The sequence below is a fragment of the Sulfitobacter sp. genome (assembly GCF_036960155.1).
Classification (GTDB): domain Bacteria; phylum Pseudomonadota; class Alphaproteobacteria; order Rhodobacterales; family Rhodobacteraceae; genus Sulfitobacter.
The window spans coordinates 161,337-184,745 of sequence record NZ_JBALWB010000009.1; the positions used below are offsets into that span (position 1 = coordinate 161,337).

The 23,409-nt window shown below is 54.0% G+C and carries 25 protein-coding genes; 5 read left to right on the forward strand and 20 right to left on the reverse strand.

Translation table 11 applies throughout. From position 1 onward, the window contains the following. Positions 1–3: 3 nt before the first annotated feature. The 9 genes from V7775_RS18135 to V7775_RS18175 all read right to left on the reverse strand — a co-directional run bounded on the left by V7775_RS18135 (position 4) and on the right by V7775_RS18175 (position 7,355). Positions 4–1,098 (reverse strand): ABC transporter permease, encoded by a 1,095-nt coding sequence (locus V7775_RS18135; protein WP_335753333.1) that lies wholly within the window; start codon positions 1,096–1,098, stop codon positions 4–6. Positions 1,099–1,101: 3 nt separating this feature from the next. Continuing rightward, positions 1,102–2,691: an ABC transporter ATP-binding protein gene (locus V7775_RS18140; RefSeq protein ID WP_335753334.1), complete on the reverse strand. Its 1,590-nt coding sequence runs from the start codon at positions 2,689–2,691 to the stop codon at positions 1,102–1,104. Between the two features lie 98 nt (positions 2,692–2,789). Then, on the reverse strand, positions 2,790–3,794 hold the full coding sequence (locus V7775_RS18145) for a BMP family lipoprotein (protein WP_335753335.1): 1,005 nt from the start codon (positions 3,792–3,794) through the stop codon (positions 2,790–2,792). 150 nt (positions 3,795–3,944) lie between these two features. Next, the gene (locus V7775_RS18150) at positions 3,945–4,361 is read right to left on the reverse strand and encodes a GNAT family N-acetyltransferase (protein WP_335753336.1); all 417 of its coding nucleotides are present in this window, start codon (positions 4,359–4,361) and stop codon (positions 3,945–3,947) included. Beyond that, a complete protein-coding gene (tsaB, locus tag V7775_RS18155) occupies positions 4,358–4,963 on the reverse strand; it encodes a tRNA (adenosine(37)-N6)-threonylcarbamoyltransferase complex dimerization subunit type 1 TsaB (RefSeq protein WP_335753337.1) in 606 nt (201 codons plus the stop codon). Before tsaB ends, V7775_RS18150 begins: the two co-directional genes overlap by 4 nt. 11 nt (positions 4,964–4,974) lie before the next feature. Continuing rightward, the gene (locus V7775_RS18160) at positions 4,975–5,535 is read right to left on the reverse strand and encodes a NifU family protein (protein ID WP_335753338.1); all 561 of its coding nucleotides are present in this window, start codon (positions 5,533–5,535) and stop codon (positions 4,975–4,977) included. Between the two features lie 89 nt (positions 5,536–5,624). Next, positions 5,625–6,080, reverse strand: a complete 456-nt coding sequence (locus V7775_RS18165; protein ID WP_335753339.1) for a universal stress protein — start codon at positions 6,078–6,080, stop codon at positions 5,625–5,627. A 141-nt stretch (positions 6,081–6,221) separates the two neighbouring features. After that, positions 6,222–7,100 carry a branched-chain amino acid aminotransferase gene (locus V7775_RS18170; RefSeq protein WP_335753340.1) on the reverse strand — a complete coding sequence of 293 codons (879 nt, stop codon included), beginning with the start codon at positions 7,098–7,100 and terminating at the stop codon, positions 6,222–6,224. Positions 7,101–7,124: 24 nt separating this feature from the next. Further along, on the reverse strand, positions 7,125–7,355 hold the full coding sequence (locus tag V7775_RS18175; RefSeq protein ID WP_335753341.1) for a hypothetical protein: 231 nt from the start codon (positions 7,353–7,355) through the stop codon (positions 7,125–7,127). Between the two features lie 170 nt (positions 7,356–7,525). On the opposite strand from V7775_RS18175, the gene V7775_RS18180 reads away from it, so the two are divergent. After that, positions 7,526–8,233, forward strand: a complete 708-nt coding sequence (locus V7775_RS18180; protein ID WP_335753366.1) for a M48 family metallopeptidase — start codon at positions 7,526–7,528, stop codon at positions 8,231–8,233. 5 nt (positions 8,234–8,238) lie between these two features. Here V7775_RS18180 and V7775_RS18185 read toward each other — a convergent pair whose 3' ends face one another. Further along, positions 8,239–8,499, reverse strand: a complete 261-nt coding sequence (locus V7775_RS18185; RefSeq protein WP_335753342.1) for a CBU_0592 family membrane protein — start codon at positions 8,497–8,499, stop codon at positions 8,239–8,241. Between the two features lie 156 nt (positions 8,500–8,655). Between V7775_RS18185 and V7775_RS18190 the strand changes: the two genes are divergently transcribed. Next, positions 8,656–9,015, forward strand: coding sequence for a YigZ family protein (locus tag V7775_RS18190; protein WP_335753343.1), 360 nt, complete (start codon positions 8,656–8,658; stop codon positions 9,013–9,015). Positions 9,016–9,095: 80 nt separating this feature from the next. Here V7775_RS18190 and V7775_RS18195 read toward each other — a convergent pair whose 3' ends face one another. Then, the gene (locus V7775_RS18195; RefSeq protein ID WP_335753344.1) at positions 9,096–9,452 is read right to left on the reverse strand and encodes a hypothetical protein; all 357 of its coding nucleotides are present in this window, start codon (positions 9,450–9,452) and stop codon (positions 9,096–9,098) included. A 123-nt stretch (positions 9,453–9,575) separates the two neighbouring features. Between V7775_RS18195 and V7775_RS18200 the strand changes: the two genes are divergently transcribed. Continuing rightward, a complete protein-coding gene (locus V7775_RS18200) occupies positions 9,576–10,355 on the forward strand; it encodes a hypothetical protein (protein WP_335753345.1) in 780 nt (259 codons plus the stop codon). Between the two features lie 4 nt (positions 10,356–10,359). Here the strand turns inward: V7775_RS18200 and rimO are convergent, their stop codons facing one another. From rimO to V7775_RS18225, 5 genes are all read right to left on the reverse strand, one after another. Then, complete coding sequence (gene rimO, locus V7775_RS18205) at positions 10,360–11,730, reverse strand: 30S ribosomal protein S12 methylthiotransferase RimO (protein WP_335753346.1); 1,371 nt, start codon at positions 11,728–11,730, stop codon at positions 10,360–10,362. Positions 11,731–11,769: 39 nt separating this feature from the next. Beyond that, positions 11,770–12,255, reverse strand: coding sequence for a rhodanese-like domain-containing protein (locus V7775_RS18210; RefSeq protein ID WP_335753347.1), 486 nt, complete (start codon positions 12,253–12,255; stop codon positions 11,770–11,772). Between the two features lie 3 nt (positions 12,256–12,258). Further along, complete coding sequence (locus V7775_RS18215) at positions 12,259–12,783, reverse strand: YHS domain-containing (seleno)protein (RefSeq protein WP_335753348.1); 525 nt, start codon at positions 12,781–12,783, stop codon at positions 12,259–12,261. A gap of 128 nt (positions 12,784–12,911) precedes the next feature. Next, positions 12,912–13,697: an SseB family protein gene (locus V7775_RS18220; RefSeq protein ID WP_335753349.1), complete on the reverse strand. Its 786-nt coding sequence runs from the start codon at positions 13,695–13,697 to the stop codon at positions 12,912–12,914. A 174-nt stretch (positions 13,698–13,871) separates the two neighbouring features. Beyond that, positions 13,872–14,462 carry a uracil-DNA glycosylase family protein gene (locus tag V7775_RS18225; RefSeq protein ID WP_335753350.1) on the reverse strand — a complete coding sequence of 197 codons (591 nt, stop codon included), beginning with the start codon at positions 14,460–14,462 and terminating at the stop codon, positions 13,872–13,874. A 437-nt stretch (positions 14,463–14,899) separates the two neighbouring features. Between V7775_RS18225 and V7775_RS18230 the strand changes: the two genes are divergently transcribed. Further along, positions 14,900–15,559, forward strand: a complete 660-nt coding sequence (locus V7775_RS18230) for an ABC transporter ATP-binding protein (RefSeq protein ID WP_335753351.1) — start codon at positions 14,900–14,902, stop codon at positions 15,557–15,559. Further along, the gene (locus V7775_RS18235; protein ID WP_335753352.1) at positions 15,537–17,228 is read left to right on the forward strand and encodes a capsule biosynthesis protein; all 1,692 of its coding nucleotides are present in this window, start codon (positions 15,537–15,539) and stop codon (positions 17,226–17,228) included. Before V7775_RS18230 ends, V7775_RS18235 begins: the two co-directional genes overlap by 23 nt. A 75-nt stretch (positions 17,229–17,303) precedes the next feature. Here the strand turns inward: V7775_RS18235 and mdoH are convergent, their stop codons facing one another. Genes mdoH through V7775_RS18255 form a run of 4 tightly spaced genes read right to left on the reverse strand, consistent with a single transcriptional unit; the run spans position 17,304 to position 23,316 of the window. Continuing rightward, the gene (mdoH, locus tag V7775_RS18240) at positions 17,304–19,169 is read right to left on the reverse strand and encodes a glucans biosynthesis glucosyltransferase MdoH (protein WP_335753353.1); all 1,866 of its coding nucleotides are present in this window, start codon (positions 19,167–19,169) and stop codon (positions 17,304–17,306) included. Then, positions 19,166–20,692 carry a glucan biosynthesis protein gene (locus tag V7775_RS18245; RefSeq protein ID WP_335753354.1) on the reverse strand — a complete coding sequence of 509 codons (1,527 nt, stop codon included), beginning with the start codon at positions 20,690–20,692 and terminating at the stop codon, positions 19,166–19,168. Before V7775_RS18245 ends, mdoH begins: the two co-directional genes overlap by 4 nt. Beyond that, positions 20,692–21,945, reverse strand: coding sequence for an OpgC family protein (locus tag V7775_RS18250; protein WP_335753355.1), 1,254 nt, complete (start codon positions 21,943–21,945; stop codon positions 20,692–20,694). The genes V7775_RS18245 and V7775_RS18250 overlap by 1 nt, the downstream gene beginning before the upstream one ends. Positions 21,946–21,963: 18 nt before the next feature. Continuing rightward, a complete protein-coding gene (locus tag V7775_RS18255) occupies positions 21,964–23,316 on the reverse strand; it encodes a tetratricopeptide repeat protein (RefSeq protein WP_335753356.1) in 1,353 nt (450 codons plus the stop codon). Positions 23,317–23,409 lie beyond the last annotated feature (93 nt).

Below are 23,409 nucleotides of genomic sequence, written 5' to 3' on the forward strand. Positions count from 1 at the left end.
GGCTCAGGCGCCTTTCTTGCGTAGGGCAAGGAACACACGTTCCAGCGGCATTCGCACCATATTATCAAGGGCGCCTGTGAACAGGATTACCAGAGCTTGGATTACGACGATTAATTCGCGCGGGATCGACGTCCAAAGAGCAAGTTCTGCACCGCCTTGGTAGAGAAACCCAAACAGAATGGCGGAAAGGAAAACGCCAAAGGGATGCGAACGCCCCATCAACGCAACAGCAATGCCGATAAAACCGGCACCCTCGACTGAGTTGAGAACCAGCCGCTCTGCTTCACCCATGACGTTGTTGATGGCCATCATGCCCGCCAGCGCGCCCGAAATCATCATGGTTATCATGATGATTTTGACAGGCGGGATGCCTGCGTATTTTGCCGCAGATTCAGAATTCCCGAAGGACCGGATTTCATACCCCAACCGTGTGCGCCAGATTAGGAACCAAAGGAATACGCAGGCTGCAACGGCCACCAAAAGGGAGACGTTTGCCGGTGCGGATTTTGAAAATGCGATGCCAAAGGGAGCAAGAATATCGTGCAGGGTGGGTAGGTGAACCGCTTCTGGAAAACGGGCGGATGCTGGGTCCATAGACCCTTTAGGCCGCATCAGGTTTACCAACACGTAATTCAGCAGGGATGCAGCGATAAAGTTGAACATGATTGTGGTGATGACGACGTGACTGCCGCGTTTTGCTTGCAAAAACGCAGGTATAGCCGCCCAAGCGGCACCAAACAGACCAGCCGCGACCGTCGCCCCGATCAACGCCAAGGACCAATGAGGCCAAGGAATGTAAAGACAGGCCATCGCAACACCCAAACCGCCCAATGCCGCCTGACCTTCGCCACCAATGTTGAACAGGCGTGCATGAAATGCGATCGCCACGGCCAATCCGGTGAACATAAAGTTCGTCGCATAATACAGCGTGTATCCCCAGCCATAGCTGGACCCAAGCGCGCCAGTTATCATCAGCTTGACAGCGGCAACGGGGTCTTCACCAATGGCAAGGATCACTAAGGCCGACAATATCGCAGCCAGCAACAGAGAGATAAGCGGCACAAGGATAACCTCGGCCCATTTTGGCATCACATCCATGGTTTATGCTCCCCCATCGCCAACGTGGGCAAGGTTCGCCTGAACCTCTTCAACGCTATGCGGATTATCGGTATCGGTGATGCCCGCCATCAGCAGGCCCAGCTCTTTTTCATTTGTCTCGGCAGGTAGGCGTTCGCCCATGATATGACCGTCAAACATGACGGCAATACGATCCGACAGCGCGATGATCTCTTCCAACTCAACACTGACCAGTAGCACGGCCTTGCCTTTGTCACGCAGCGCAACGATTTGTTGGTGGATAAATTCGATGGCGCCAATATCTACGCCGCGGGTCGGTTGACCAATCAACAGTAGGTCGGGATTGCGCTCGATCTCACGCGCGAGGACAATCTTTTGCTGGTTTCCGCCCGAAAAATTCTTGGCGGCCAGTTTAGGATCGGGTGGGCGCACATCAAAGCGTTCCATCTTGCCTTCGGTGTCTTCGCGAATGGCAGCGTTGTTCATCAGAATGCCGGATTGGTATGCCTCGTCCTGATGATAACCAAACGCCACGTTTTCCCACGCGGCAAAGTCCATGATTAGACCTTCACGTTGACGGTCTTCGGGCACGTGGGCAATGCCACGGGCGCGGCGGGACTGCCCGTCAGAAAGCTTACCAGTAAGGTCCAGTGGTTGACCGTTAACCATGATGCTGCCAGTGCCATCCGCATAGCCGCCCAATACTTCCAGCAGCTCTGATTGGCCATTACCAGCGACACCAGCAATGCCGACAATCTCGCCAGCGCGGATTTGCAGGTTGATGCCTTTCAGGCGCTCAACGCCCTTATCATCATTCACACGCAGTTCTTGGACATCCAAAACAACATCACCAAGTGTGGCTGGTTCTTTGTCTACACGCAGCAAGACTTTACGCCCCACCATCAGCTCAGCCAGTTCGGCGGGGGAGGTATCTGATGTTTTGACTGTCGCGGTCATCTCACCACGGCGCATCACGCTGACGGTGTCAGTGGTGTCCATGATTTCGCGCAGTTTGTGGGTGATCAGTATAATCGTTTTCCCCTCAGCACGCAGGCGATCAAGAATGCGAAACAGTTGATCTGCCTCTGCGGGGGTTAAAACGCCAGTTGGTTCATCGAGAATAAGAATGTCGGCCTGACGGTACAGTGCCTTGAGGATTTCTACACGCTGCTGCATCCCCACGCCAATGTCTTGGATCAGCGCGTCAGGTTCAACGTTCAGGCCGTAATCAGCAGCAAGCGCCAACAGGCTTTTGCGTGCCTTTGCCATGGATTGCTTGAGCCAAGGACCATCTTCGGCCCCTAAAATGATATTTTCAAGAACGCTAAAGTTCTCGACCAGTTTAAAGTGCTGGAACACCATTCCGATGCCAGCGCCTATTGCTGCTTGGCTGTCGGGGATTTGTGTCTTTTGACCCTTGATGAAAATCTCGCCCTTGTCCGCTTTGTAAAATCCGTAAAGGATCGACATGAGCGTGGATTTTCCGGCGCCATTCTCTCCGATAATACCGTGAATTGTTCCGGGCATGACGCGGATCGAGATATCTTTGTTGGCTTGGACAGGGCCAAAGGCCTTTGAGATACCTTTTAGTTCGATGGCGGGGGCATTTGTCATAGGGCGGTAAATTCCCGAAATATTGGGGGTGTCTTATAATAGACGGGGCCGCGTTGAGAGTGTCAACGCGGCCCCAGAGATTTTGGGTATCAAATGACTTAGAAGTCCAGTGCTGGGCAGCTGTCGTTGGCGTAATAGGCAACAACTTTGAGGTCACCAGAGATGATTTTTAAACGTGCGTCGTCCACGGCAGCTTTCATTTCAGGGCTCACCAGCGCTGCGTTGTGTTCGTCCAACGCATAACCAACGCCTTCTTCGGCAAGACCCAGTGTGGTAAAGCCACCTGTTGCCGTGTCAGCGCCAGACTTCATCGTGTCATAAACAGCAACATCAACGCGCTTCATCATGGAAGTCAGAACTTTGCCAGAGTGCAGGTGGTTCTGGTTGCTGTCCACACCGATGGACAGGATGTCTTCGTCAGCAGCAGTTTGCAAAACGCCAACGCCTGTGCCGCCAGCCGCAGCATAAATTACGTCAGCGCCTTGGCTGATTTGTGCTTTGGTCAGCTCGGAACCTTTTACAGGGTCATTCCATGCTGCAGGCGTGGTGCCTGTCATGTTCGCAATAATGGTCGCGTCAGGGTTCACTGCTTTTACGCCTTGGGCGAAACCGCACCCAAAGTGGCGGATCAGTGGAATGTCCATGCCGCCGATAAAGCCTACTGTGCCGGATTTAGACGCCATCGCGGCCATCATGCCAACAAGGTATGAACCTTCATGTTCCTGAAAGCCGATCAGCTGAACGTTTGCTGGAACTTCAGGCATCCACCCATCGATGTTGATGAATTTTGTGTCAGGATAATCGCCTGCAACTACGCTGACCGGATCAGCAAAGGCAAAACCTGTGGTGATAACTGGGTTCGCGCCAGATTCTGCAAAGCGGCGCAATGCCTGCTCACGCTGGGCTTCGGACTGCAGTTCGATTTCAAAGAACTTGCCGCCCGTTTCTTCTGCCCAACGCTGTGCGCCAGCGAATGCTGCTTCGTTGAATGATTTGTCAAATTTGCCGCCAAGATCAAAGATCAGGGCAGGGTCGGCAAGAGCTGCACCGGCTGTAAGTGCGGTGGCGGCAACTGCGCCGAGGAATTTGGTCATGAGGGTCATAGGTATCTCCCAGAGTTTTATGTTGGGGCAGCTACCACACGCTGTGATGCTGCCCAGTCTCGCGCGCTTGCGCGACGCTAACCGAAATTGTCGGTGTGTAACGGGTTGGGGTCAACCTGATTCTGATGTGGGAGACCTTCAGGAGGGAGATTAACCCTGCGTTAAGTCTCTGGACATGAGTATGGCATCAACCGCTGGACCGCCCTTACGAGGGTAATAGCCTTTGCGTAGGTTAATACGTTGAAATAAAAGGCTATCGTAGAGTTTTAAGGCGGCGTTATTATCTGCTGCGACGTCTAGAAATGCGGTGTCTGCTAAGGGCGCTGAATTTTTGAGCCATTGCATCAGAAGTGTGCGTGCGATTCCGCGTCTTTGATGTTCTGGAGCGACTGCGAGAGTCAAAAGCTCTGATTCTCCAGCCAAAGTGCGGGTCAGAGCGAATCCACCAACGGTGCTAAAGTGTTGAATATAGGGCTGTGCTAGCATCTGTTCGAACTCTACCGCGCTCCATCCACGTTCATGGACAAAAGCAGCGCCGTGGATGCGCGACATTTCTTCAGGTGTCATGCGATGATCTGGGGCGGAGCATCCCGTGCAGGGGCCGCGTCTGCGGGGCGCAAATATAGCGGTGCAGGGGGCAATGTTGTGTCGCCGAAACGTCGCGCAGTGACGCGCGCAATCGCATGGGCCACGGGATATGCTGGCGTGTCGCCATAGGCCCCAATGCAGGGGATGTCTGATGGCAAATCTACGCGCGGGCACAAAACCGGAGCTTCATACACCGAAGTGTCAAACCCTTGCACAAATACCATGTCGCGTCGCGCATCTACCGTGCAAAGACAGGGGGTGGTGGCACCAAAGTGCAGGGCGTCAAATGCGTTAACGCCAACCGCAGGGATGTTAAGGCCCAACGCAAGCCCGCGCGCCGCGGAGACAGAAATGCGGATGCCCGTAAAGTTCCCAGGTCCAACACCAACGCCAATCGCGTCCAGCTGATCCATGGTTTTACCTGCTTGAACGAGCAGCTCTTGAACCAGAACAAGCAGGCGTTCTGCTTGACCCTTAGCCATTTCTTCTTGGCTGCTGGCTAGAATTTCATCACCACAAAGAACTGCCGCCGCGCAATGCGCAGCGGAAGTATCTATTGCAAGAATTAGGGGAGCGATCACCGATGGTCGCCTTAGGCGACAGGGCGTACTTCGGTCACTTCAGGAATGTAGTGCCGCAGTAGGTTTTCGATGCCCATTTTCAACGTAAGCGTGGAAGACGGGCAGCCAGCGCAAGCGCCTTGCATGTGAAGATAAACAACACCGCGTTCAAAGCCGTGGAATGTGATGTCGCCGCCGTCTTGGGCAACGGCAGGACGCACGCGGCTGTCGAGCAGCTCTTTGATCTGGCCCACAATCGCGCCATCTTCACCAGTATGCTCGGCATGGCCGGAGGTCGCAGTGTGATCGGCACCCATGACAGGCTGACCAGATTGGAAGTGTTCCATGATCGCGCCCAGCAGGCTGGGTTTCAGGTGATCCCACTCGACCGCTTCAGCTTTTGTAACGGTGACAAAATCGGTGCCAAAGAACACACCCGTTACGCCATCAACCCCAAATAGGCGCGTGGCCAGTGGGGATGTGGAGGCCGTATCTGGCGTTGGGAAGTCAGCAGTGCCCAGTTCTAGCACCGTTTGACCGGGCAGAAACTTGAGGGTTGCGGGGTTCGGGGTGGATTCTGTTTGAATAAACATAGTGCAAAGCCTCCGGCAGGGTTACCTTCCATATGCGGATACATGGCAGGAATGTCAAGGTTGTTAGAATCATTCTAAGTTGAGAGCGGTTAGGTAATTGCCTCTAACCGCTCTTTGGTCATGTCCCCGGGGACAATTGTAATGGGTACGGGCAAACTGCCTGAGTTACGGCTAAGTTGTGTGACAAGCGGACCGGGGCCCTTGCCGTCTGTGCCCGCACCTAAGACGAGAACGCCAATGTCTTTGTCCTCCGCGATCTGCGCGATGATTTCATCGACAGGTTGTCCTTCACGAATGACAAGTTCAGGATCAACACCTTGGCGGTCGCGCATCCATTTTGCGAAGACCTCGAAATGCACTTCGATCCGTTCACGCGTTTCTGCGCGCATGATATCGCCCACGCCGATCCAGTGGTTGAATTCTTCGGGCGGGATGACTGCTAGTACTTCGACGCCGCCACCTGTTTTTGAGGCGCGCATCGCGGCAAAACGCATCGCGTTCAGGCATTCGCGGCTATCGTCCAGAACCACAAGAAACTTGCGCATAATAATCTCCCTACATCGGTGCAATCATGGCGTGGGTACGCATCGCTTGCAATTGGCTTTTGTAGGTCCAGTGTAACTAACGTCGGGCAAAGGTAGGATAGTTGGCAATGGATTGCTTATTTCGGCCTGCGTTTGAAGATCTTAAGCTTTTTGAGTCGCGGCCCAATCCCAATACATCTCGCGCACGCGTTGGGTCACAGGATTTCCTTTGCCCCCAACTTGGTAAGTGGTCTCATCAAATGCTTTGATCGGGGTGACCTTCATCATGTTGCCAGACAGGAATATCTCGTCAGCGGCATGAAAGTCGTCAAAGCTCAGGACGCTTTCATGTACTTTAATCCCATCGGCGCGCATGTTTTCCATGTGACGCGCACGGGTGATCCCAGCAAGGAACGTTCCGTTTGGCACAGGGGTAAATACCTCACCGTCTTTGACCATAAACACATTGGCCGAGGCCGTTTCGGCGACATTGCCAATGGCATCGGCCACTAGCGCATTGGCAAATCCCTTGCTGCGGGCTTCGGCCATCATGCGGGCGTTATTGGGATAAAGGCATCCTGCCTTTGCGTTAACGACATTGTCTTCCAGCACGGGGCGGCGAAAACGGGTGCGTGTTAACGTTGAGGCCGCTTCTGGCGGGGCCATGGGGATTTGTTCCAGGGATATTGCAAAACCAGTGGCATCCTTTAGCGGGATAATACCCAGCTCATCGCCTGCAAGAGCCCAGTACATAGGGCGAATATACACTGCAGCTTCGCGCGGATACTGCGCAAGCCCTTCGCGCACGATGGCGATCATGTCTTCGGTTTTCACTGTGGGTGTGATCATCAGCGCGCGCGCCGAGCGATCAATGCGCGCACAATGCGCCTCCAAATCAGGGGCAAGACCATCAAACAGGCGTGCGCCGTCAAATACCGTTGTTCCCAACCATGCACCGTGATCAGCAGCTTTCATCACGCTTAGATCACCATTGTGCCACGTGCCTTCGAAATAGGTGCGGATATTTGTGCCAGTTGCCATGGGATATTCCTGCTGATCAGCCGCCTAGGGCGCGCTGTGATAAATGCCTTCCGGCAAGTTGAGTGCTGCCGCTAGATCACGCAACTGATTGGGAGACAACGTGATCTTAACCACTTGATCTGTTTTAGGGTCCCATTGTTCAATGGTGATCTGGCTGGCGAACGCGTTTATGGTGGCATCCTCGCGCAGAGGTGCTTCACCCTCATCTACAAGGGTGATCACGGACGCGTCAAATTCATGCTCAATTGTAAACATATGCACAGACTACCTGATAGACATTCGCATGCAAGTGCCTAGCTTACAGGCTGCTTGGGCCCCAGAATGGATATGTTGCTTAGCTAACGGCGAACATGCTGGCCCCGCACGCCCAGCATGTTAAACTAACTTAAACGCTGTGAACGAATAAGGATTCCATCCCTATGATTATGCGCCCCTTCGTGCTTCTTGGCCTTCTTGTGGGGCTTGCAGCCTGTGAAGTTGTGCCCGTTGATCCCGTAGGGACGACGCCAGCAACGACACAGCAAAATTCCGCAGCACCAGCGACACGCACAAGTGCCCGCAGTTTTGTGAGAGTCGTCAATGTATTAGAGCCGGTGGCCGAACGTGAGTGTCGCACACAGACCACAAACGTAAATTGCGATTTCAACATCGTGGTGGATGACAGGCCCGGTGAACCTGCTAACGCGTATCAAACGCTTGATCGTCAGGGGCGCCCCATCATCGCCTTTACATTAGCATTGATTGCGGATGCGCAAAACGAAGACGAGCTGGCCTTTGTTATGGGCCACGAAGCAGCGCACCACATTCTAGGTCATATCGGCCGCCAACAACAAAACGCTGTTGCTGGTGCGGTGATCTTTGCTGGCCTCGCCACATTGAGTGGGGGCGACGCCAGCGCGGTCGAATCTGCGCAACGTCTTGGCGCGCAAGTGGGAGCGCGCAGCTATTCAAAGGATTTTGAGCTTGAAGCGGACGCGCTGGGCACAATCATCACGCACCGCGCAGGTTATAACCCTCTGCGCGGTGCCGAGTTCTTTACCCGCATCCCCGATCCCGGTGATAAGTTCTTGGGAACGCATCCGCCCAACGCTGCACGGATCAACACTGTGCGTAATACCGTTGCGGGGCTTTAACGGCCTCAGCCTCGGGCCAATCGCAATGTAATTCCGGTCAACGACATGGATATCCAGAAGATCTGGATCAGTGCAGAGGCTAGGTTGAAGCTGGCCGTCAGCCCGACCAATACGCAACTTGCCGCCGTGAGGTTCAGTGCGAAGTAATACACCGAATTCCCGCTGAGAAACCCAAAGGTCAACAGCGCGTAGGTCATAACGTACAAGCAAAAGCCAGTGATGCCGATGCTCTCGGCAAAGAGCGTCGCGTTTCCATAAAAATGCATGGACAATACTAATGCATGGACAATACTCCGGTAAAAATGTGTGGTTTTTAAAATACTAAAAATGGATCGGTCTGAAATGACGCCAAGCGAAAATTGCCCAGCGTGTTTGATGTATAGTTCTAGACCCAGCGCGGGCAAAGTGGGGAATTCCTGACCATGCTCAAACTGGGCCAAATCCTGAATGACCGCGGGAGCAAATATGCAGTGTCTGGTTGTGCGGTTGAAAATCGCGCGGATATTGATGCGGCATTAAAATCCCTCAAACGAGAGAAGTCTTATGCAAAGGCGACCCACAACACGTGGGGTGTGCTGCTGCCCGAAAATGTGCCTTTAAAGGCTGATGACGGAGAAAGCGGCGCTGGGATGGTGATCTTGCGAATGCTTGAGCGTGAAGAGCTGAGGGGGCATCTGGTGGTTGTCACCCGTTGGTATGGCGGCAAACATCTGGGCGGTGATCGCTTTCGCCACGTCCAGACCTGCGTACGTGCGTATCTGGACGCGCTTTCCGAGCGCTAAAGGGCAAAAACAACCGTAAGCCAAACGCTAAAATCGCAGCTCAAGGTCCCTGTCATCTGCAAAATCCGATGTTGCAGCGCCTAATGTGGCTTGTTGCTGTCAATCCACCGCGACATCAACGAGCGATCCCTGAAACATTCCTGCGGCACTTGGGTACGCTTTAGTCTGGCGATCCGTTCTGCAAAACCAACCTGTTTGGAAGAGGGATAATCATTGAACGCGCTTGGCGCGGGTTTATGGGCATCAATCCATTTGGACAGGCGCGCACGGTCCTGAGCGATCCCCACAGGCAGCTTTGATTTGGTTTTCTCAGCCAACGACATAGCATAATCAATCTGCTTTTGCGTGGCAGCTGTGGGCGCAGGCAAAGGAAGCTCAGCCTGAGTGGCGGGCTGCACTGCCTCAAAGAGATCGTTAAACGTAGTTTGATACGACATGGGCTTCTCCCTGTTCTTGCATAAGATACAATATAGAACATAAAGAGAACATTGCAAGCTTTAGCCTTGTAGCTCAGCCTGAGACCCTGCATCTTGCAACCTATTGGGGAGCTGGAACATGCTATGACAGAGCATCTTAAGCAAATTGCGGAAGCATGGGGCGATCGAATTCGTAGCCCTATATTAGGGTCAATTCTGATCTTCTTCACGCTCACCAACTGGCAAACACTGTATTATCTCTTTTTCGCAGACAAGCCTGTGCGTTCGAGATTGTTGTATTTTGACGCTAATACAGACAATTTGAGTCTGTATTTCTGGCCCATTGTTGGGGGTGTGTCCTTGGCTGTTCTTGTTCCTTGGATATCTTTCGGTGGCGCATTCCTTGCAAAGTTGCCGCGTTCCTATTTGCATGATGTGCAGTCTTCGGAAGCTTTAAAGCGGCGTATTGTCGAGCATCGGAGGAAGTCAGAGGAAGAAGATGCAAAAGCAGCAGAAGAAGAAGCACGTGAAAGACGGAAAATTGACGCTGCAAAGCGACTAAACGAAGCAGAAGAAGTGAGCACTGAGCTCAAGTCTGAGATTGAAGAGGAAAGAAAGTCGTCTTCAGCTTCGGTAGCCCAACCTTTGCTTAGCCATCTTGATGTCAAGGTGCTGGAGTTCGCTTCTAAACTACAAAGCGGAAGATTCATGGTCGAAAATGGTGCTTTGACTGATGCTAGCCAAGGAAAGCGTGGTATGCCGTTGTCTGTTGCTAACTCTCATCGAGAAGAAAAGCTGCTTGCGCGGTCGTTAGCATATTTGTCCAATAACCTTATGTTAAAAAAAGTAACAAACTTTGGGGACGGGCCAAGGTATGAAATATCGACCGCGGGTTATGATGCTTTAGAACAATACAAATCTTGATCGCTCAAACAACCCGCCCCCACAAATCATACTCTCCTGCTTCTTCAACCTCGACAGTGACGATCTCGCCAACCTTCAGGTTTTCGAAACCCTCGTCGATGAACAGGTTGCCATCAATCTCTGGCGCATCCGATTTGGTGCGGCAGGTGGCGGCATCATCGTCGATCTCGTCGATGATGACATCCATGCGTTTACCAACCTTGGCCTCCAGCTTGGCCTCGGAAATGGTCTGCGCCTTCTCCATAAAGCGGTTCCAGCGGTCCTGCTTTTCGTCGGCAGGCACGTGATCGGGCAGCGCGTTTGAGCGGGCACCAGCTACGTTTTCGTACTGAAAACATCCAATCCGATCCAGCTGCGCCTCGTCCATCCAATCAAGCAGTGTCTGGAACTCGGCCTCGGTTTCGCCGGGGTAGCCGACAATAAAGGTCGAGCGCAGGGTGATGTCAGGGCACACATCGCGCCAAGCGGCGATTTCATCCAGCGTTTTGGAGGCAGCCGCAGGGCGCGCCATACGTTTGAGCACATCAGGGTGCGCATGCTGGAACGGGATGTCGAGGTACGGCAGCACAAGTCCCTCAGCCATCAGCGGGATCAGTTTGCGCACATGCGGGTAGGGGTAGACGTAGTGCAGGCGTATCCACGCGCCCAAAGACCCCAGATCACGCGCCAGATCGGTGATATGCGCGCGGTGGCCGCGGTCTTCGGCGTGTTTGATGTCTACACCATAGGCCGATGTGTCCTGCGAGATAACGAGCAGTTCTTTGACGCCATTCTCAACCAGCTTTTCCGCTTCGCGCATCACAGCATGGGCTGGACGGCTTTGCAGACGTCCACGCATGTCAGGAATGATGCAGAACTTACATTTGTGGTTACAGCCCTCGGAAATCTTCAGATAGCTATAGTGGCGCGGGGTCAGCGAAACACCCGAGGCGGGCAGCAGATCAATAAACGGATCAGGTGAGGGGGGCACAGCGGTGTGCACCGCATCCAAGACCTGTTCGTATTGATGCGGTCCTGTCACGGCTAGGATTTTAGGGTGGTGTTCGCGGATGTAATCGGGTTCCGCACCCAAACATCCTGTGACGATCACGCGGCCATTCTCGGTCAGGGCCTCACCGATGGCATCAAGGCTTTCGGCTTTGGCCGAATCCAAAAATCCGCAGGTGTTCACAATCACCGCGTCCGCACCGGAATAGTCAGGCGAAATCGCATACCCTTCGGCGCGCAGACGCGTCAGGATACGTTCACTGTCCACCAATGCTTTGGGGCAGCCAAGGCTAACCATGCCGATGGTCGGCTGGCCGGGGCGGGTGTTTGGTGCGATTTTGGCGCGCGGTGCCAAGTCGGGGCGGAGATTGGGAGGATTTGTGCTCATGCCGTCGCTATAGGGCACCAAATTGAATTGGGCAATTGCTCAGGGGAAGGTGACAGGAAGGCCTGCGCCCAACCAACCCGGACCCGCACCAGAACCTTGCATCCCCTCGGGGACATCTATGATGTTGGTAAAGCCAGCTTCGGTTAGACGTTTTGTTAACCCGCGAGAGCGCACACCGCGCGCGCAAATCAACGCGATAGCGGCGTCTTTACCGGATACTTTGGACAGTAATTGCGTCACGAAGTCACGGTCGCGCATGTCAATCGGGATCGCCCCCACGCCGACACCTGTGCGCGCCCATTCATCAGGGCGGCGGATATCGATCAGGGTGAAATCACCGTCGCGTGCACCCCTAAAGGCCGACTCCACGCTAACGGCAGTATCACCTGTCACAACTCCGCGAATGTTGAACCAATAGCCCGTTGCTGCCAGCCCGCCGATTGAGACCAGCCCAAACAAAGCACCCCGCCGCGCAAATGCGCGACGGGGCTCTTGACCTTCGGGCGTATGGCCACCCTTGGTCACTGGTTAACCTTGCGGCGCAGCTGAGGACCACTGTGGGATAGTGGCGCCAGAAGCTGGTTTTGGATCAAGGCTTGGCCAGTTTGTTGTGGAAAGGTTCAGGTTGCCTGGAATGTCTTCTTCCCAGAACCCAACAACGTTTTTAGTGATGTTGAGATAAAGCTTGTCATCAAGGATGCGCCACAGGGTTGGGTTCCCTGGAACTTTGCCGCCTTTGGCAACGCCGTATGCGCAGTGGCCATCGTATTGCGGTACATATTTATCAGGATTGGCAACGAATGTTGCGCGGTTTGCTTCAGTGGAGAAAGCGAATTTTGCGCCGTTATGTTCGGCTGTGATGGATTTGTTGCCTTCAACAGGCGCTGTTTGCTTTTGGCCAACAGGGTTCTGTGGCAATGAGAAGTAGGCAACAACATCATAACCTGAAACGGCAAAACCTGTCTCATCTATATATTGGTCGCCTGCAAAGGCTGCACTGGCAAAGCTCAGCGCGGTGGCTGCGGCGGCGATGGTGAGGGCAAAACGGGTCATTGTGTTCTCCTGAGTTGAGAGGCGCTGTTGGCCTGTACACTAGAAGGTAGGGAGGGCCAGCAGCATTTGCATCTCGCAAGTGCGTGAACTCGCGTTGGCGTGAGTAGAGCGTGTGCGAAACGGCCCAATTATTTCAAAATTGGCGGTTCATCGGGGTTGCTGCCGGGCATTCGGGGCGTTTTTTGTAACGTCTCCATCTGTGGCAGGTCAAATCGTAGGCCTACCCGCATCAGCTTTGTTACAGTTGGATCGGAGTGATTGAAAAAACCGACATCCATGGCGCCTGCTTCGATTCCCGAGAATGTCAGCGCCTCAGAGGCAGCACGCACCAATGCATCCTGCGCGCGCGGGATCGCATCGATAAATGCCAACAGGTGACCACGTCCTCCGCCTGAATACTCAACACCGACCAGCCACGCGTTTGCGGCCATGCCTGTCGCAGTGGCCAGTTTGGCGTCAATGGCCTCGATCAAGCTTTCGGGTAGACCTTTGGGGGGCAGCACGCTTTCGATTTTGGCTTCGACTTGGGCGGCTTCATGGGTCAATGTTTCGCGTAGCCATGCCACGGCGGTGTCTGGCAATAAAATTGCAGAAGGCGCTACATCAATGTTGAGCGCAATGCCCAGCGGCTGGTCTTCTAACATTGCGGCAACATTCCGGCCTGATAGCGCGACATAAGCTGCAGTATCGCCAGCGTATTGCGCCAATCGTTGGGCTCGATCAAAGGCAAGCAAGTATTGCGCGCCATCTGTTTCTAGCACTTTGGGGTTGATTTGATCGTTCACGGGCTCTGCTTCTAGCAATAGATATAACTCTACGTCTGCCATGCGCTCATAGAACCGCAGGCGTGCTGTGTCGTCATCAGGTGCAGCGTTCATCGCGGCATGAGCCGTGTCTAACGGTGTCATTTCCATCTATATTACCTCAGCATTTGCGGTTTGCAGGCGCTAAATTAGATGAGCCTCAAACCGCGGGTTTTTCCTGTGCTAATCCGTATTGTGCCAAGGCGAGGGTGGCAAGGTAAAGACGTCGTCTAGGGTAGGAACACGCTGATGCAATCCGCAAACAATCAATAGCGCCGTTTCAGATTAAGGAGTGTTTTTCAGCAATCTTGTGACATCCAATTGAATGCGCGGGACAACTTGGGTTTCAAACCAATCATTCTGCTTAAGCCATCTGTTATTTCTAGGACTGGGGTGTGGCAGCACGAAAATCCCATTTTGGCCGTCTGAGGATCGCTTTACTGCTTCGGTGACCGACAGACCTTTGAAGTCAGGCAGATGCCATTCAATCGCGTAACGGCCCAAAACCAACGTAAGCTCTACGTTTTTAAGGGTTTCCATAACAGGAGATCGCCAAGTGTTCGCACATTCCGGTCTTGGTGGTTTGTCGCCTCCGGAACCAGAACCTGGAAAACACAGACCCATTGGGAAGATGCCTATTCTTTTGTCGCCATAAAAGGTCGCACGGTCTACCCCCAACCATGCACGCAGGCGCTCGCCTGAGGGATCATCAAAAGGGCGGTCCTTCGCATGGGTTATGCGACCTGGCGCTTGCCCGACTATTAGAACTCTCACACTTTGATCTAACTGGAAGATGGGCCTTGGACCTAGTTCTAGGCCTTCGCAAAGTGAGCAGGCCAACATCTTTGACTTAAGCGACTTAAGCGTCTCTGACATAACGATCTACCTGTTTTTGTTTTTGTACCACATTTTATGGATTACAAGATTTCACCTTTTTGCGAGTGATGAGTAGCACGCACTGCCTTGGGTAGAAGAAGCGCAAAGTGGAAAATATATTGCCAACATGTTTATGATGTGGCTCGCAGGCGAGTAGAAAAGGGCCTGACATACCCGCCTTTTACCGCCTGATGCTGCCATTGCATGTCTGTTTGAGGGATGCGCCCAAAAATCGATGAAGACGAAGCAGGTTTCTACTTAAAATGGTTAAGCGGATGAGTATCAAATAATCTGCTTTGGTTTCCCCCGTAAGGCCGCGTTGTACATTTGTTTCCTAATCGGACATAATATAGCCAAATTCCGTTGATATTCGGGATCATAACCTCCGCAAGAGAGGGCCAAATTAACCCCGCAAGCCGAACCGGAGCAGGCGCGCAATGCTGGAATTTCGAAACGTTTCCAAGTCCTTCTGGACAGGCACCCAACACAAGGTCATTCTTGACCAAGTGTCCTTTCGTGTTGATCTAGGCAACTCGATGGGAATCCTTGCCCCCAATGGCACAGGTAAAACCACGCTCATCAACATGATGGCCGGGTTGGAAAAGCCCGATGATGGCGAGGTTGTGCGTGCGTGCAACATATCGTTCCCGCTTGGATTTATGGGGGGGGTTGTAGGTAAGGTTTCTGCCATGGAAAATGCGCGTTATATTGCGCGTCTTTATGGGCTGGACCCCGACTATGTAGAGAGCTTTTGCCGCTGGCTATGTGGGCTTGGCGAATACTTTGACCAACCGCTAGGCACCTATTCAGCAGGGATGCGCGCACGCTTTTCGTTTGCGCTGATGTTGGCGCTTGATTTTGATATGTATCTAATCGATGAAGGCATGCCGTCCACAACGGATGTTGAATTCAACCGCAAGGCAGGCGAAATCCTGCAAGAACGCCTGCGCACCACGACCATTGTGATCGTGTCGCATCAGGCGGAAACGCTAGAAAAATTCGCGCGTACTGCCGCAGTTCTTATGAACGGGCAGCTCAACGTATTTGACAGCTTGGAAGAAGCGAAACAGTTGTATGACTACCAAACCAAAAGCTAGAAAATTTCGCATCAAGCGTAGCCCAAGCGCGGTCACCGAGGGTGAGACGCCAAAACCACAGGCCGCTGCGGACGCGCCACCTGTTTCCATGCCGGAACCGGCGCGTCGAACTGCGCGTGAGAAACCGGCAAGCCCGCGGCCTGAGGCAAAAGTCGGTGAGGTATCATCGGCTGCGCAAATGGACGGCGAACAGACCATGGATGCAATCCGCCGTGAAGGGCTGACAGGGCGTCAACTTCGTATGGCACGCCGCGTTGCACAAAAGCACGGACTGCCCGCGACGTCGGATTTCGATGCAGTGCGTCTGTTGCGTGAAAAAGGGATTGATCCTTTCCAACGTTCAAACATGTTAGAACTTGTTGTCCCCCAAGCGGGTGGCGCGCAGCATGAAGGAGGCCCCGGAAATGCGCTCGCCGAGCTTCCCGCGCAAGCAGGCGGTGCAGGTTCAGATCGTGTGCAACTGCCGCAAACAGTTCCTGTCGGCAAAGAGACACTGCCCTCAACAGAGGTCAGCCCGATGGAACGCCGGATGCGGGAGATTTCGGAGATCCAGTTGGACATCACGCGTCGCCGCCGCAAAAAGATGGGTCTTCTCATCGTGCGGCTTGCGTTTTTTGTACTTATTCCAACGTTTTTTGCAGGATATTATTTCTACAAAATTGCGACACCGATGTACGCAACAGACAGTCAGTTCTTGATCATTCAGAACGAAGGTGGTGGCGGTGCGAGCCCGTTCGGAGGGTTGCTGCCAACGCAATTTGCGAACTCGGCTGACAGTATTGCCACCCAAGCTTACTTGCAGTCCAAAGACGCGATGTTGCGGTTGGATGGAGATGCAGGTTTCAAGGATCACTTTGCAAATGAAGACGTTGATCCGATCCAGCGTTTGACGGCAGATCCAACAAACGAAGAGGCCTATAAGCTTTATAAGAAACACATCAAAATTGGTTATGATCCCACCGAAGGTGTGATCCGTATGGAAGTTATCGCCGCTGACCCGCTTGTGGCGACGCAGTTCTCGGAACGGTTGCTGACCTATGCAGAGGATCGGGTGAACAACCTGAGCCAAGCAAAACGTGATAGCGGGATGAACGATGCCGAGAATGGGCATGAAAAAGCCGTGGCTGCGCGGCGCGATTCACAACAACGCCTGATCGAGCTTCAAGTTGAAAACGGTGTGGACCCAGAGGCGGTGATTGCTGCGATCCGGACTCAGATCACAAACTACGAAACTTTGATGATCGAAAAACAACTGGAGCTTGCGGCACTGCTGGATAACTCCCGTCCGAACCGTGCCAAAGTAGAAGGCGCGCAAGGGGACGTTCGCCGTCTTGAGGGGGCGTTGAAACAGTTGAATGACCGGATGAACAACGCAACCGAGGGTAAAAACTCACTGGCGCAGCAGGCTGTGAGCTTGCAGTTGGCGCAGGCTGATCTGGTGAATGCGGATACCAATCTGCAACTTGCCCAGACGGGTCTGGAACAAGCCCGCACCGAAGCAAGCCGTCAGGTGCGCTATCTGACAGTTGCTGTGCGTCCGGTTCCCAGCGAAGAACCAAGCTATCCACGCAAGTTTGAGAACACCATTCTGGCGTTCCTGATCTTTGGTGGCATCTACTTGATGTTGTCCCTGACGGCATCAATCCTGCGCGAGCAAGTAACCTCGTAACAGGTCTAATCAAGTCACGTGAAAACGCCCGCTAGATCACTCTAGCGGGCGTTTTTCATTTCTGCATATAAGGGATTATTCGGCGGGGTGCTTTATCGCTGCTAGGGTCGTTTCAAGGCGGGCCCGCTCGCGCATTGCGTGTTTCACAATAGCAGGTTCGCGCAGCGTGAAGGGGCTATCTAGCCGGAAAGTCGCTGGTGCGCTCTTTGATATTTGCACGCCGGAAAAGGCCGAGAGCGGTACAGCCATAACAAGGCTTGCGACAATGGGAACCAACCAGACCGAGATGAGCCCAGCGATAAGTCCGCTGAGCAGCACCAACCCCAAGACCATCTCGACCCAATGAAATTTGATCAACGTGCCCCAGCTGTGCTGACGTGCATCTCGGGCCTGCGGTGCCCACGCGTCTTGTTTGGTGGTCAGGGCGCGTAAAACAGCCTTGCTTTGTTGGATCATCATGATGGGCGCATACGCCACCGATAGGGCAACTTCGACAGTGAAGCTGCCGAGGAATGGCCAAGCTCCGCCAAACAGGCGCGCGGCGCGCGGTGTGGCCGCAATAATTCCCGCACCCGCGATCTTCGGAGTGAGCAGCATCGCGTACATGATCACCAAGAACACAGCACTGTCGATGTGGCTCATGGCGGGGGGCCAATCAGGGAACAGCGGGTTCGCCTCGTTGAAATAGCGGATGACGTTGGTTTCGGAATCTTTGCCAAGCAGTGCCCAGACCACCAATAGAAAAAACCATGCAGGGCTGAGCAAATAGGCGACTGCCCCATGGAAAAGGTGGAAGCGAGAAACAGGGTGCAGCCCTTTTGTTCCCAACAGCCGCAAATGCTGCAGGTTGCCGCGACACCAACGGCGGTCGCGGATTACATAATCGATGAGGGTGGCAGGGGTCTCTTCAAAGCTACCTGTAACACGCGGTAAAAACCGAACACCCCAACCTGCACGCCGCAGCAGTCCAGCTTCGACAAAATCATGGCTCAGGATCAGTTCGTTGCGCAACCGGGGTAACATGGCACTGTCGGCAAACGCGCGGGTACGGATGATGGCATTATGCCCCCAATAGTTCCCTTCTGAGCGCGCCCATGTGGCAAGCCCCTCGGCTAATAGCCAGCCATAGGCTATGTTGGAAAACTGCTGGAGGCGCGCGAACACAGTCTGTGCCCCAATCAGCATCGGGAAGGTCTGGATCAAGCCGGCATGCGGATCACTGGATAGCTCAGAGGCCAAACGCTCAATCGCGCGCCCGCTCATGAGGCTGTCTGCGTCCAGCACAACCATGCCCTCAAATGCAGCGCCCCATCCTCGTGTCCATTCTGCAATGTTGCCAACCTTTTTGTCGGTGTTCATCGCGCGGCGGCGATAGTAGACTGAAAAACTGTTGGGGGCATGGGCGCGAAGATCTTCAAAGGCTTGCCATTCTTGTGCGGCAATTGCGTCATCGCGGGTGTCTGAAAGGACAAAAAGCGTAAAGCGGTGCGGCCCATTGCGCGCGGCCAAATCATGGAGCATCGCAACCGCATTGCCAAAAACATTCTGGGGAATTTCGTTATAGATCGGCACCAGCAGGGCCACATCAATACCCTTAACAATGCCCGCTGGACGCTCATCAGCGCGCGCACGTGCAAGAAGGCCCGCGATGGCGACACCTACCGTACTGACAGACAGCGAAACCCAAACAAAGGTTGCGCCAATCATGCTCAGCAGTGCCCATTCCATCCCGCTCATGCCGCCATTCGCCAGCCAGCCGTAGAGGCCATACATCAATAGCGCAGTGCCGATGAGGGCGGGGGCAAAGGTGGCCGTCCGCCAAATATTCTTTGGTGCAATTGGTGCAGAAATCGCTGCCTTCGGGGCGCGCCCCAAAGTCTGCTCCTGGGCAAGGAGCGGTGCCGCATCGGGCATGCATGACGGGTGCAAGATGTCTCTCATCCAGTTTTGGTCCACCGGTATAACCATACTTCGCTGATGGTCTGGCCTGCGGTCCGCAGTTGCACGCGGAATTCAGAGAAGCGAGCGTCTTGCGGGTCAAACGTAAACGCCAGACGCGGGCCATTGGTTTCTGGGTTGCGCTGTAAAATGCCGGGTGTGGTTGTCCCGTGGCTGCTGCGCAGGACAATATCCACCTCGTCCAAATCGTCCGGCAGGACGACGCCGTTTTCAAAATCGATTACCATCAGCAGGCCGCCTTCAGGGCGTCCCCCCATGGCGGTGCGGTGCACTGGTAGAAGGGATGGCATCGTCGGAGACGGGTCAGCGCCCCATTGAAGACGATAGCGCATTTCATGTTCATCCCCGCCTTGGATCGGGGCAGAGGGACGCCAGTAGGCCACGATATTATCGTAAATTTCCAGATCGGCAGGAATTTCCACCAATGTCACTGATCCTTCACCCCAGTCACCGCGCGGGGTGATCCAGACGGAGGGCCGATTGTGATAGAGAGCCTCGAGATCATTATAATCGCCGAATTCGCGTTTGCGCTGCATCAGGCCAAAGCCTTTGGGATTTTTGTCGCCAAAGGCGCTTATTTGTAGCGATTGAGGATTGGAGAGCGGGCGCCAAATGACTTCACCAGCACCGTTGTGGATCAACAGGCCATCGCTGTCGTGCACATTGGGTCGGAAATCAGAAAAGCGCGCCCGATCCGTAGCATCAAACAAGAACATCGAGGTGAGGGGAGCAATCCCGACATGCGCCAATTCTGTGCGGGCAAAGATCGTGGCTTCGACCTCCATGTCCATCACATCCCCATGGGTGATTTCGAAGCGGAACGCACCTGTGCAACTAGGGCTGTCCATCAGGGCATGAAGGGTCACTGATTTGTCTGACGGGTTGGGTGTCTCTATCCAGAATGCGACAAAATCGGGAAACTCCTCGCCCATAGGATCGCCTGTTTTGAGCGCAAGACCGCGTGCAGACAGGCCATATGTTTCACCAGCGCCTATGCCGCGAAAATAGCTGGCGCCTTGGAAAACGGCGTATTCAGTGTGAATGCCTGATCCCATCAGGTCGGCCCGCAGGCGCAGGCCAGAATATCCCATGTGGTCGTTCAGGGGCAGATCGGGAAATTTGTCTGAGCGATCAAAAACATTAAGGTCAAACACCAGCGGGCTTGCAGTACCTTCCTCAACGATATTCACCTCAACAGCTTGAGGGTAATATAGGCCGGGTGGAAAGACATCCAAACGCTGGGGGCGCTCGGTGTTTTCCCAAAGCGCATTGCGGGCATCGAACCAGATTTTGCGGTACTGGTCATAGCTGATGTTTTGCCACTCGTCGGGGATGGTTGGACGTGGCGTATAATCCCCGGCAGCCAATGCGCGTGCACGCTGGCGCACAGTTTGATCGTTAAACGGAACTGGAGTGCCTGTTTGAAGAGGCGTGTCAGCGGCCATCGCTGCGGCAGGTATGGCGGCCAATGCAGCCAAAGCTTTTAAAACATCGCGACGCAACATCAAGCTTTCCGCCTCCAAGGTTGAGATTTGAACCAGCCAGCACCGTAGGCTGTGGCAACCAACAAGATTGCGCCGCCCAGGTTAACCAACAACGTCGTTCCAGTAGTCCGGCCAATTTGATCCATCACAAAACCCATCACACGGGCGGTGAACATGGACACCACAAACACCGCCAATGATTGCTGACCTACCTTCAGGATGATCTTGAGCGCGTGCCCCCAAATGCGGGCCAAAATGCCGGTGCCACGCGCCAATAGGTTGTCGCCCTTATCGCCAGCTAAAACCCAAGCCAAATAAGCAAGCGCTAGGAAGTGGACAAACCGGAACAGGCCAAAATCGCTTTTGTCGATCAAGGGCTTGAGCGCGATGCGCGCGCTGATCACCGGATTGCCTGTATCGGTCACAAAGAACCAATCACGCGCAATGGCGCGCACGCCAATATTGCTCAGCGGGATGTTGGCGATAACGATTAGGGCTGCAACAATGATCAAGGCAATATGCACTGGCGGTTTTGGAATCCAGCCGCGCATCAGCGCAAACCCAGTAAAGAAAATAAGCTGCCAACCAAAGGGGTTGAAGTACCAATTGCGGTCTGACCAAGGTTCTGCAGGCAGTGCCAAATGCGCATCACCCCACAAGGATGTCTGCGCGCCAAGCCAGACGGCGGCCATGAATGCAAACACCAGCCCTGTGTGAATGCGTTGCAGGGCCATGATGATGGGCATCATTGCAAGCACGACCATATACATTGGCAGAATGTCGAAATAGTTGGGAACATACGTTAGCGTCACAAGCCCCAGCAGGGGGACAGCCGGATCAGCAAAGAATTTCCACAGGTTCAGCGAACCGATATAGTTTTTACCATACCCGCCGTAAAAATCGAAACCCGCCAATAACGCAGCGATGGCTATGAATAATCCCAGATGCGCCCAATAGACTTGCCAGACACGAAACCCCACGCGGGCTGTGCCCAAGACCCAACCTGATTGTTTGAACGCCCCGCCAAACGCAATGGCCGAGGCCATGCCAGAGCAGAACACAAACATCTCAGTTGCATCTGAAAAGCCCCAGCGCGCAGGAATCCATGATGTCAGGAAGTTTCCCGGTGTGTGGGCCATCAGGATGATAAACATGGCAATACCACGAAAGAAATCCAACCTTAGGTCACGCACACGTGGTGCGGCCGATGACGCGGCAACCGCGGCAGAAGATGGGGCATTTGTGAGCATTGTATCAGTGGCAGCGAGAGTCATGTATGTGCCTAATCCGGTCTATTGCGCCGCGATACCGCGGGCGGCGTTAAGTTTCTCAAAACGTGTCGCTGCAAAGCGGTCAATGTGACCGTCGCGCAACTTTAGACGATCACGCAAGATTGCGTCGGCCGCGTCATAGCGACCAGCGCGCAAACCTGCGTCAATTGTCATGCGTTCAAATACATCACGTTGGGCATGGCTGCCACCAATTGTCGGCATCAAGGGGCGTGCTGCCAACAAGTTAAGGAAAGCGGTATCATAACGCCCTTCAGAAAACGCATTGAGACCCGCAAGAGCCGCTGTGCCCGGAGCTTCAACACATGCCGCCACTTCACCTGTTTTTGCAGCGTCACGAGCAAATCGTGTGGTCATTGCATCGCGCGCAGACCCGCGCTCAGCACCTGTGAGGGCAAGCAAATAATGCAGGTCGGCAAACACCAGACATCCATCTTCGACGCGGTTTTCAGAGAAATCGGCCAGCTCTTCCCAGCGGCGCCCAATGTCCATGCCTTCGAGTTCTAACCGCATCAACAGAGATGTCGCGTTTGAGATGTCTCGGTAATCGTCAGTTTTATCCGCGCGAATTTGCGCATCATAAAGACCGAGGGCGATATCAAGCTCCCCGCGTTCCATGTGCAACAGCGCTTTGTGCCACCATACGTGGTAGCGAAAGTTGTTTGATCCCTGCCAAGCAAAACTGTTGTTTTCGATCAGGGCAATGCCATCGTCGGCCCGCGCGGTCATATCACAGACATGTGCTACCGCGTGCAGACCCCATGCATCATCCTTTGCGTATTGCAGTCCTCTGCGACCAGCGGTTTCTGCGCAGGCGTATTCGCCAGTTTCCTCAAGGGTGAAGGCGTGACAACCCAATAGATACCCGTAACAGGCGTGATCGGTGCCATGGGCGTCTAGCACCCGCTCAACCGAGCGGCGCATGCCTGCACTATCGCCCAACATAAACCGGATACCATGGCTCAGTTTGGCGGAAAGCGTATCATGGGGCAGGGCGCGCAGTATTTCTTCGACGGCGGCGATGGCTGCAGTCGGCTGACCATTCAACCAAAGCTCTAGCGCCTTGATCCAACCCTGTTCACGTGCGGTGATGGATATGTGTGCGGCGGATGTTTTTGCCGCCGCAAGTGCGTCGTGGGCGGCACTTAATACTTCAGCACGACCTGTCATCAGGCAGAACAATCCGCGCGCGGCGTGGCCCATGGCGAAATCCGGTTCCGCATCCATCAGGCGGCCCAAGTGAACTGGGGTCTGGGTGCCATGTGACAACAGGCCAAGGATAACACCATTCCAATCGTCTAAAGCAGCGGAAGAGTTCAAGCTTACGGGGCATTCGCAAATATCGATCTGGGTCACTCGAAAGGCACCTTTAGTTAGGTTTGGCGCAACGAATTTTGTACGCCCTTGCCCTATCTTTAACTCATGAGAGCGCTTCAAGGCAGGTCTGGG

Excerpts from the sequence above, each read along its gene's own strand:
- V7775_RS18140 (WP_335753334.1), bottom strand. The coding sequence starts at position 2,691 with ATGACAAATGCCCCCGCCATCGAACTAAAAGGTATCTCAAAGGCCTTT.
- rimO (WP_335753346.1), bottom strand. The coding sequence starts at position 11,730 with ATGAGCACAAATCCTCCCAATCTCCGCCCCGACTTGGCACCGCGCGCC.
- V7775_RS18180 (WP_335753366.1), top strand. The coding sequence starts at position 7,526 with ATGCGCCCCTTCGTGCTTCTTGGCCTTCTTGTGGGGCTTGCAGCCTGT.
- V7775_RS18185 (WP_335753342.1), bottom strand. The coding sequence starts at position 8,499 with ATGCATTTTTATGGAAACGCGACGCTCTTTGCCGAGAGCATCGGCATC.
- mdoH (WP_335753353.1), bottom strand. The coding sequence starts at position 19,169 with ATGAGAGACATCTTGCACCCGTCATGCATGCCCGATGCGGCACCGCTC.
- V7775_RS18135 (WP_335753333.1), bottom strand. The coding sequence starts at position 1,098 with ATGGATGTGATGCCAAAATGGGCCGAGGTTATCCTTGTGCCGCTTATC.
- V7775_RS18175 (WP_335753341.1), bottom strand. The coding sequence starts at position 7,355 with ATGTTTACAATTGAGCATGAATTTGACGCGTCCGTGATCACCCTTGTA.
- V7775_RS18225 (WP_335753350.1), bottom strand. The coding sequence starts at position 14,462 with ATGTCAGAGACGCTTAAGTCGCTTAAGTCAAAGATGTTGGCCTGCTCA.
- V7775_RS18245 (WP_335753354.1), bottom strand. The coding sequence starts at position 20,692 with ATGTTGCGTCGCGATGTTTTAAAAGCTTTGGCTGCATTGGCCGCCATA.
- V7775_RS18170 (WP_335753340.1), bottom strand. The coding sequence starts at position 7,100 with ATGGCAACTGGCACAAATATCCGCACCTATTTCGAAGGCACGTGGCAC.
- V7775_RS18145 (WP_335753335.1), bottom strand. The coding sequence starts at position 3,794 with ATGACCCTCATGACCAAATTCCTCGGCGCAGTTGCCGCCACCGCACTT.
- V7775_RS18200 (WP_335753345.1), top strand. The coding sequence starts at position 9,576 with ATGACAGAGCATCTTAAGCAAATTGCGGAAGCATGGGGCGATCGAATT.
- V7775_RS18230 (WP_335753351.1), top strand. The coding sequence starts at position 14,900 with ATGCTGGAATTTCGAAACGTTTCCAAGTCCTTCTGGACAGGCACCCAA.
- V7775_RS18215 (WP_335753348.1), bottom strand. The coding sequence starts at position 12,783 with ATGACCCGTTTTGCCCTCACCATCGCCGCCGCAGCCACCGCGCTGAGC.
- V7775_RS18235 (WP_335753352.1), top strand. The coding sequence starts at position 15,537 with ATGACTACCAAACCAAAAGCTAGAAAATTTCGCATCAAGCGTAGCCCA.
- V7775_RS18150 (WP_335753336.1), bottom strand. The coding sequence starts at position 4,361 with ATGACACCTGAAGAAATGTCGCGCATCCACGGCGCTGCTTTTGTCCAT.
- V7775_RS18190 (WP_335753343.1), top strand. The coding sequence starts at position 8,656 with ATGCTCAAACTGGGCCAAATCCTGAATGACCGCGGGAGCAAATATGCA.
- V7775_RS18195 (WP_335753344.1), bottom strand. The coding sequence starts at position 9,452 with ATGTCGTATCAAACTACGTTTAACGATCTCTTTGAGGCAGTGCAGCCC.
- V7775_RS18165 (WP_335753339.1), bottom strand. The coding sequence starts at position 6,080 with ATGCGCAAGTTTCTTGTGGTTCTGGACGATAGCCGCGAATGCCTGAAC.
- V7775_RS18250 (WP_335753355.1), bottom strand. The coding sequence starts at position 21,945 with ATGACTCTCGCTGCCACTGATACAATGCTCACAAATGCCCCATCTTCT.
- V7775_RS18220 (WP_335753349.1), bottom strand. The coding sequence starts at position 13,697 with ATGGAAATGACACCGTTAGACACGGCTCATGCCGCGATGAACGCTGCA.
- V7775_RS18160 (WP_335753338.1), bottom strand. The coding sequence starts at position 5,535 with ATGTTTATTCAAACAGAATCCACCCCGAACCCCGCAACCCTCAAGTTT.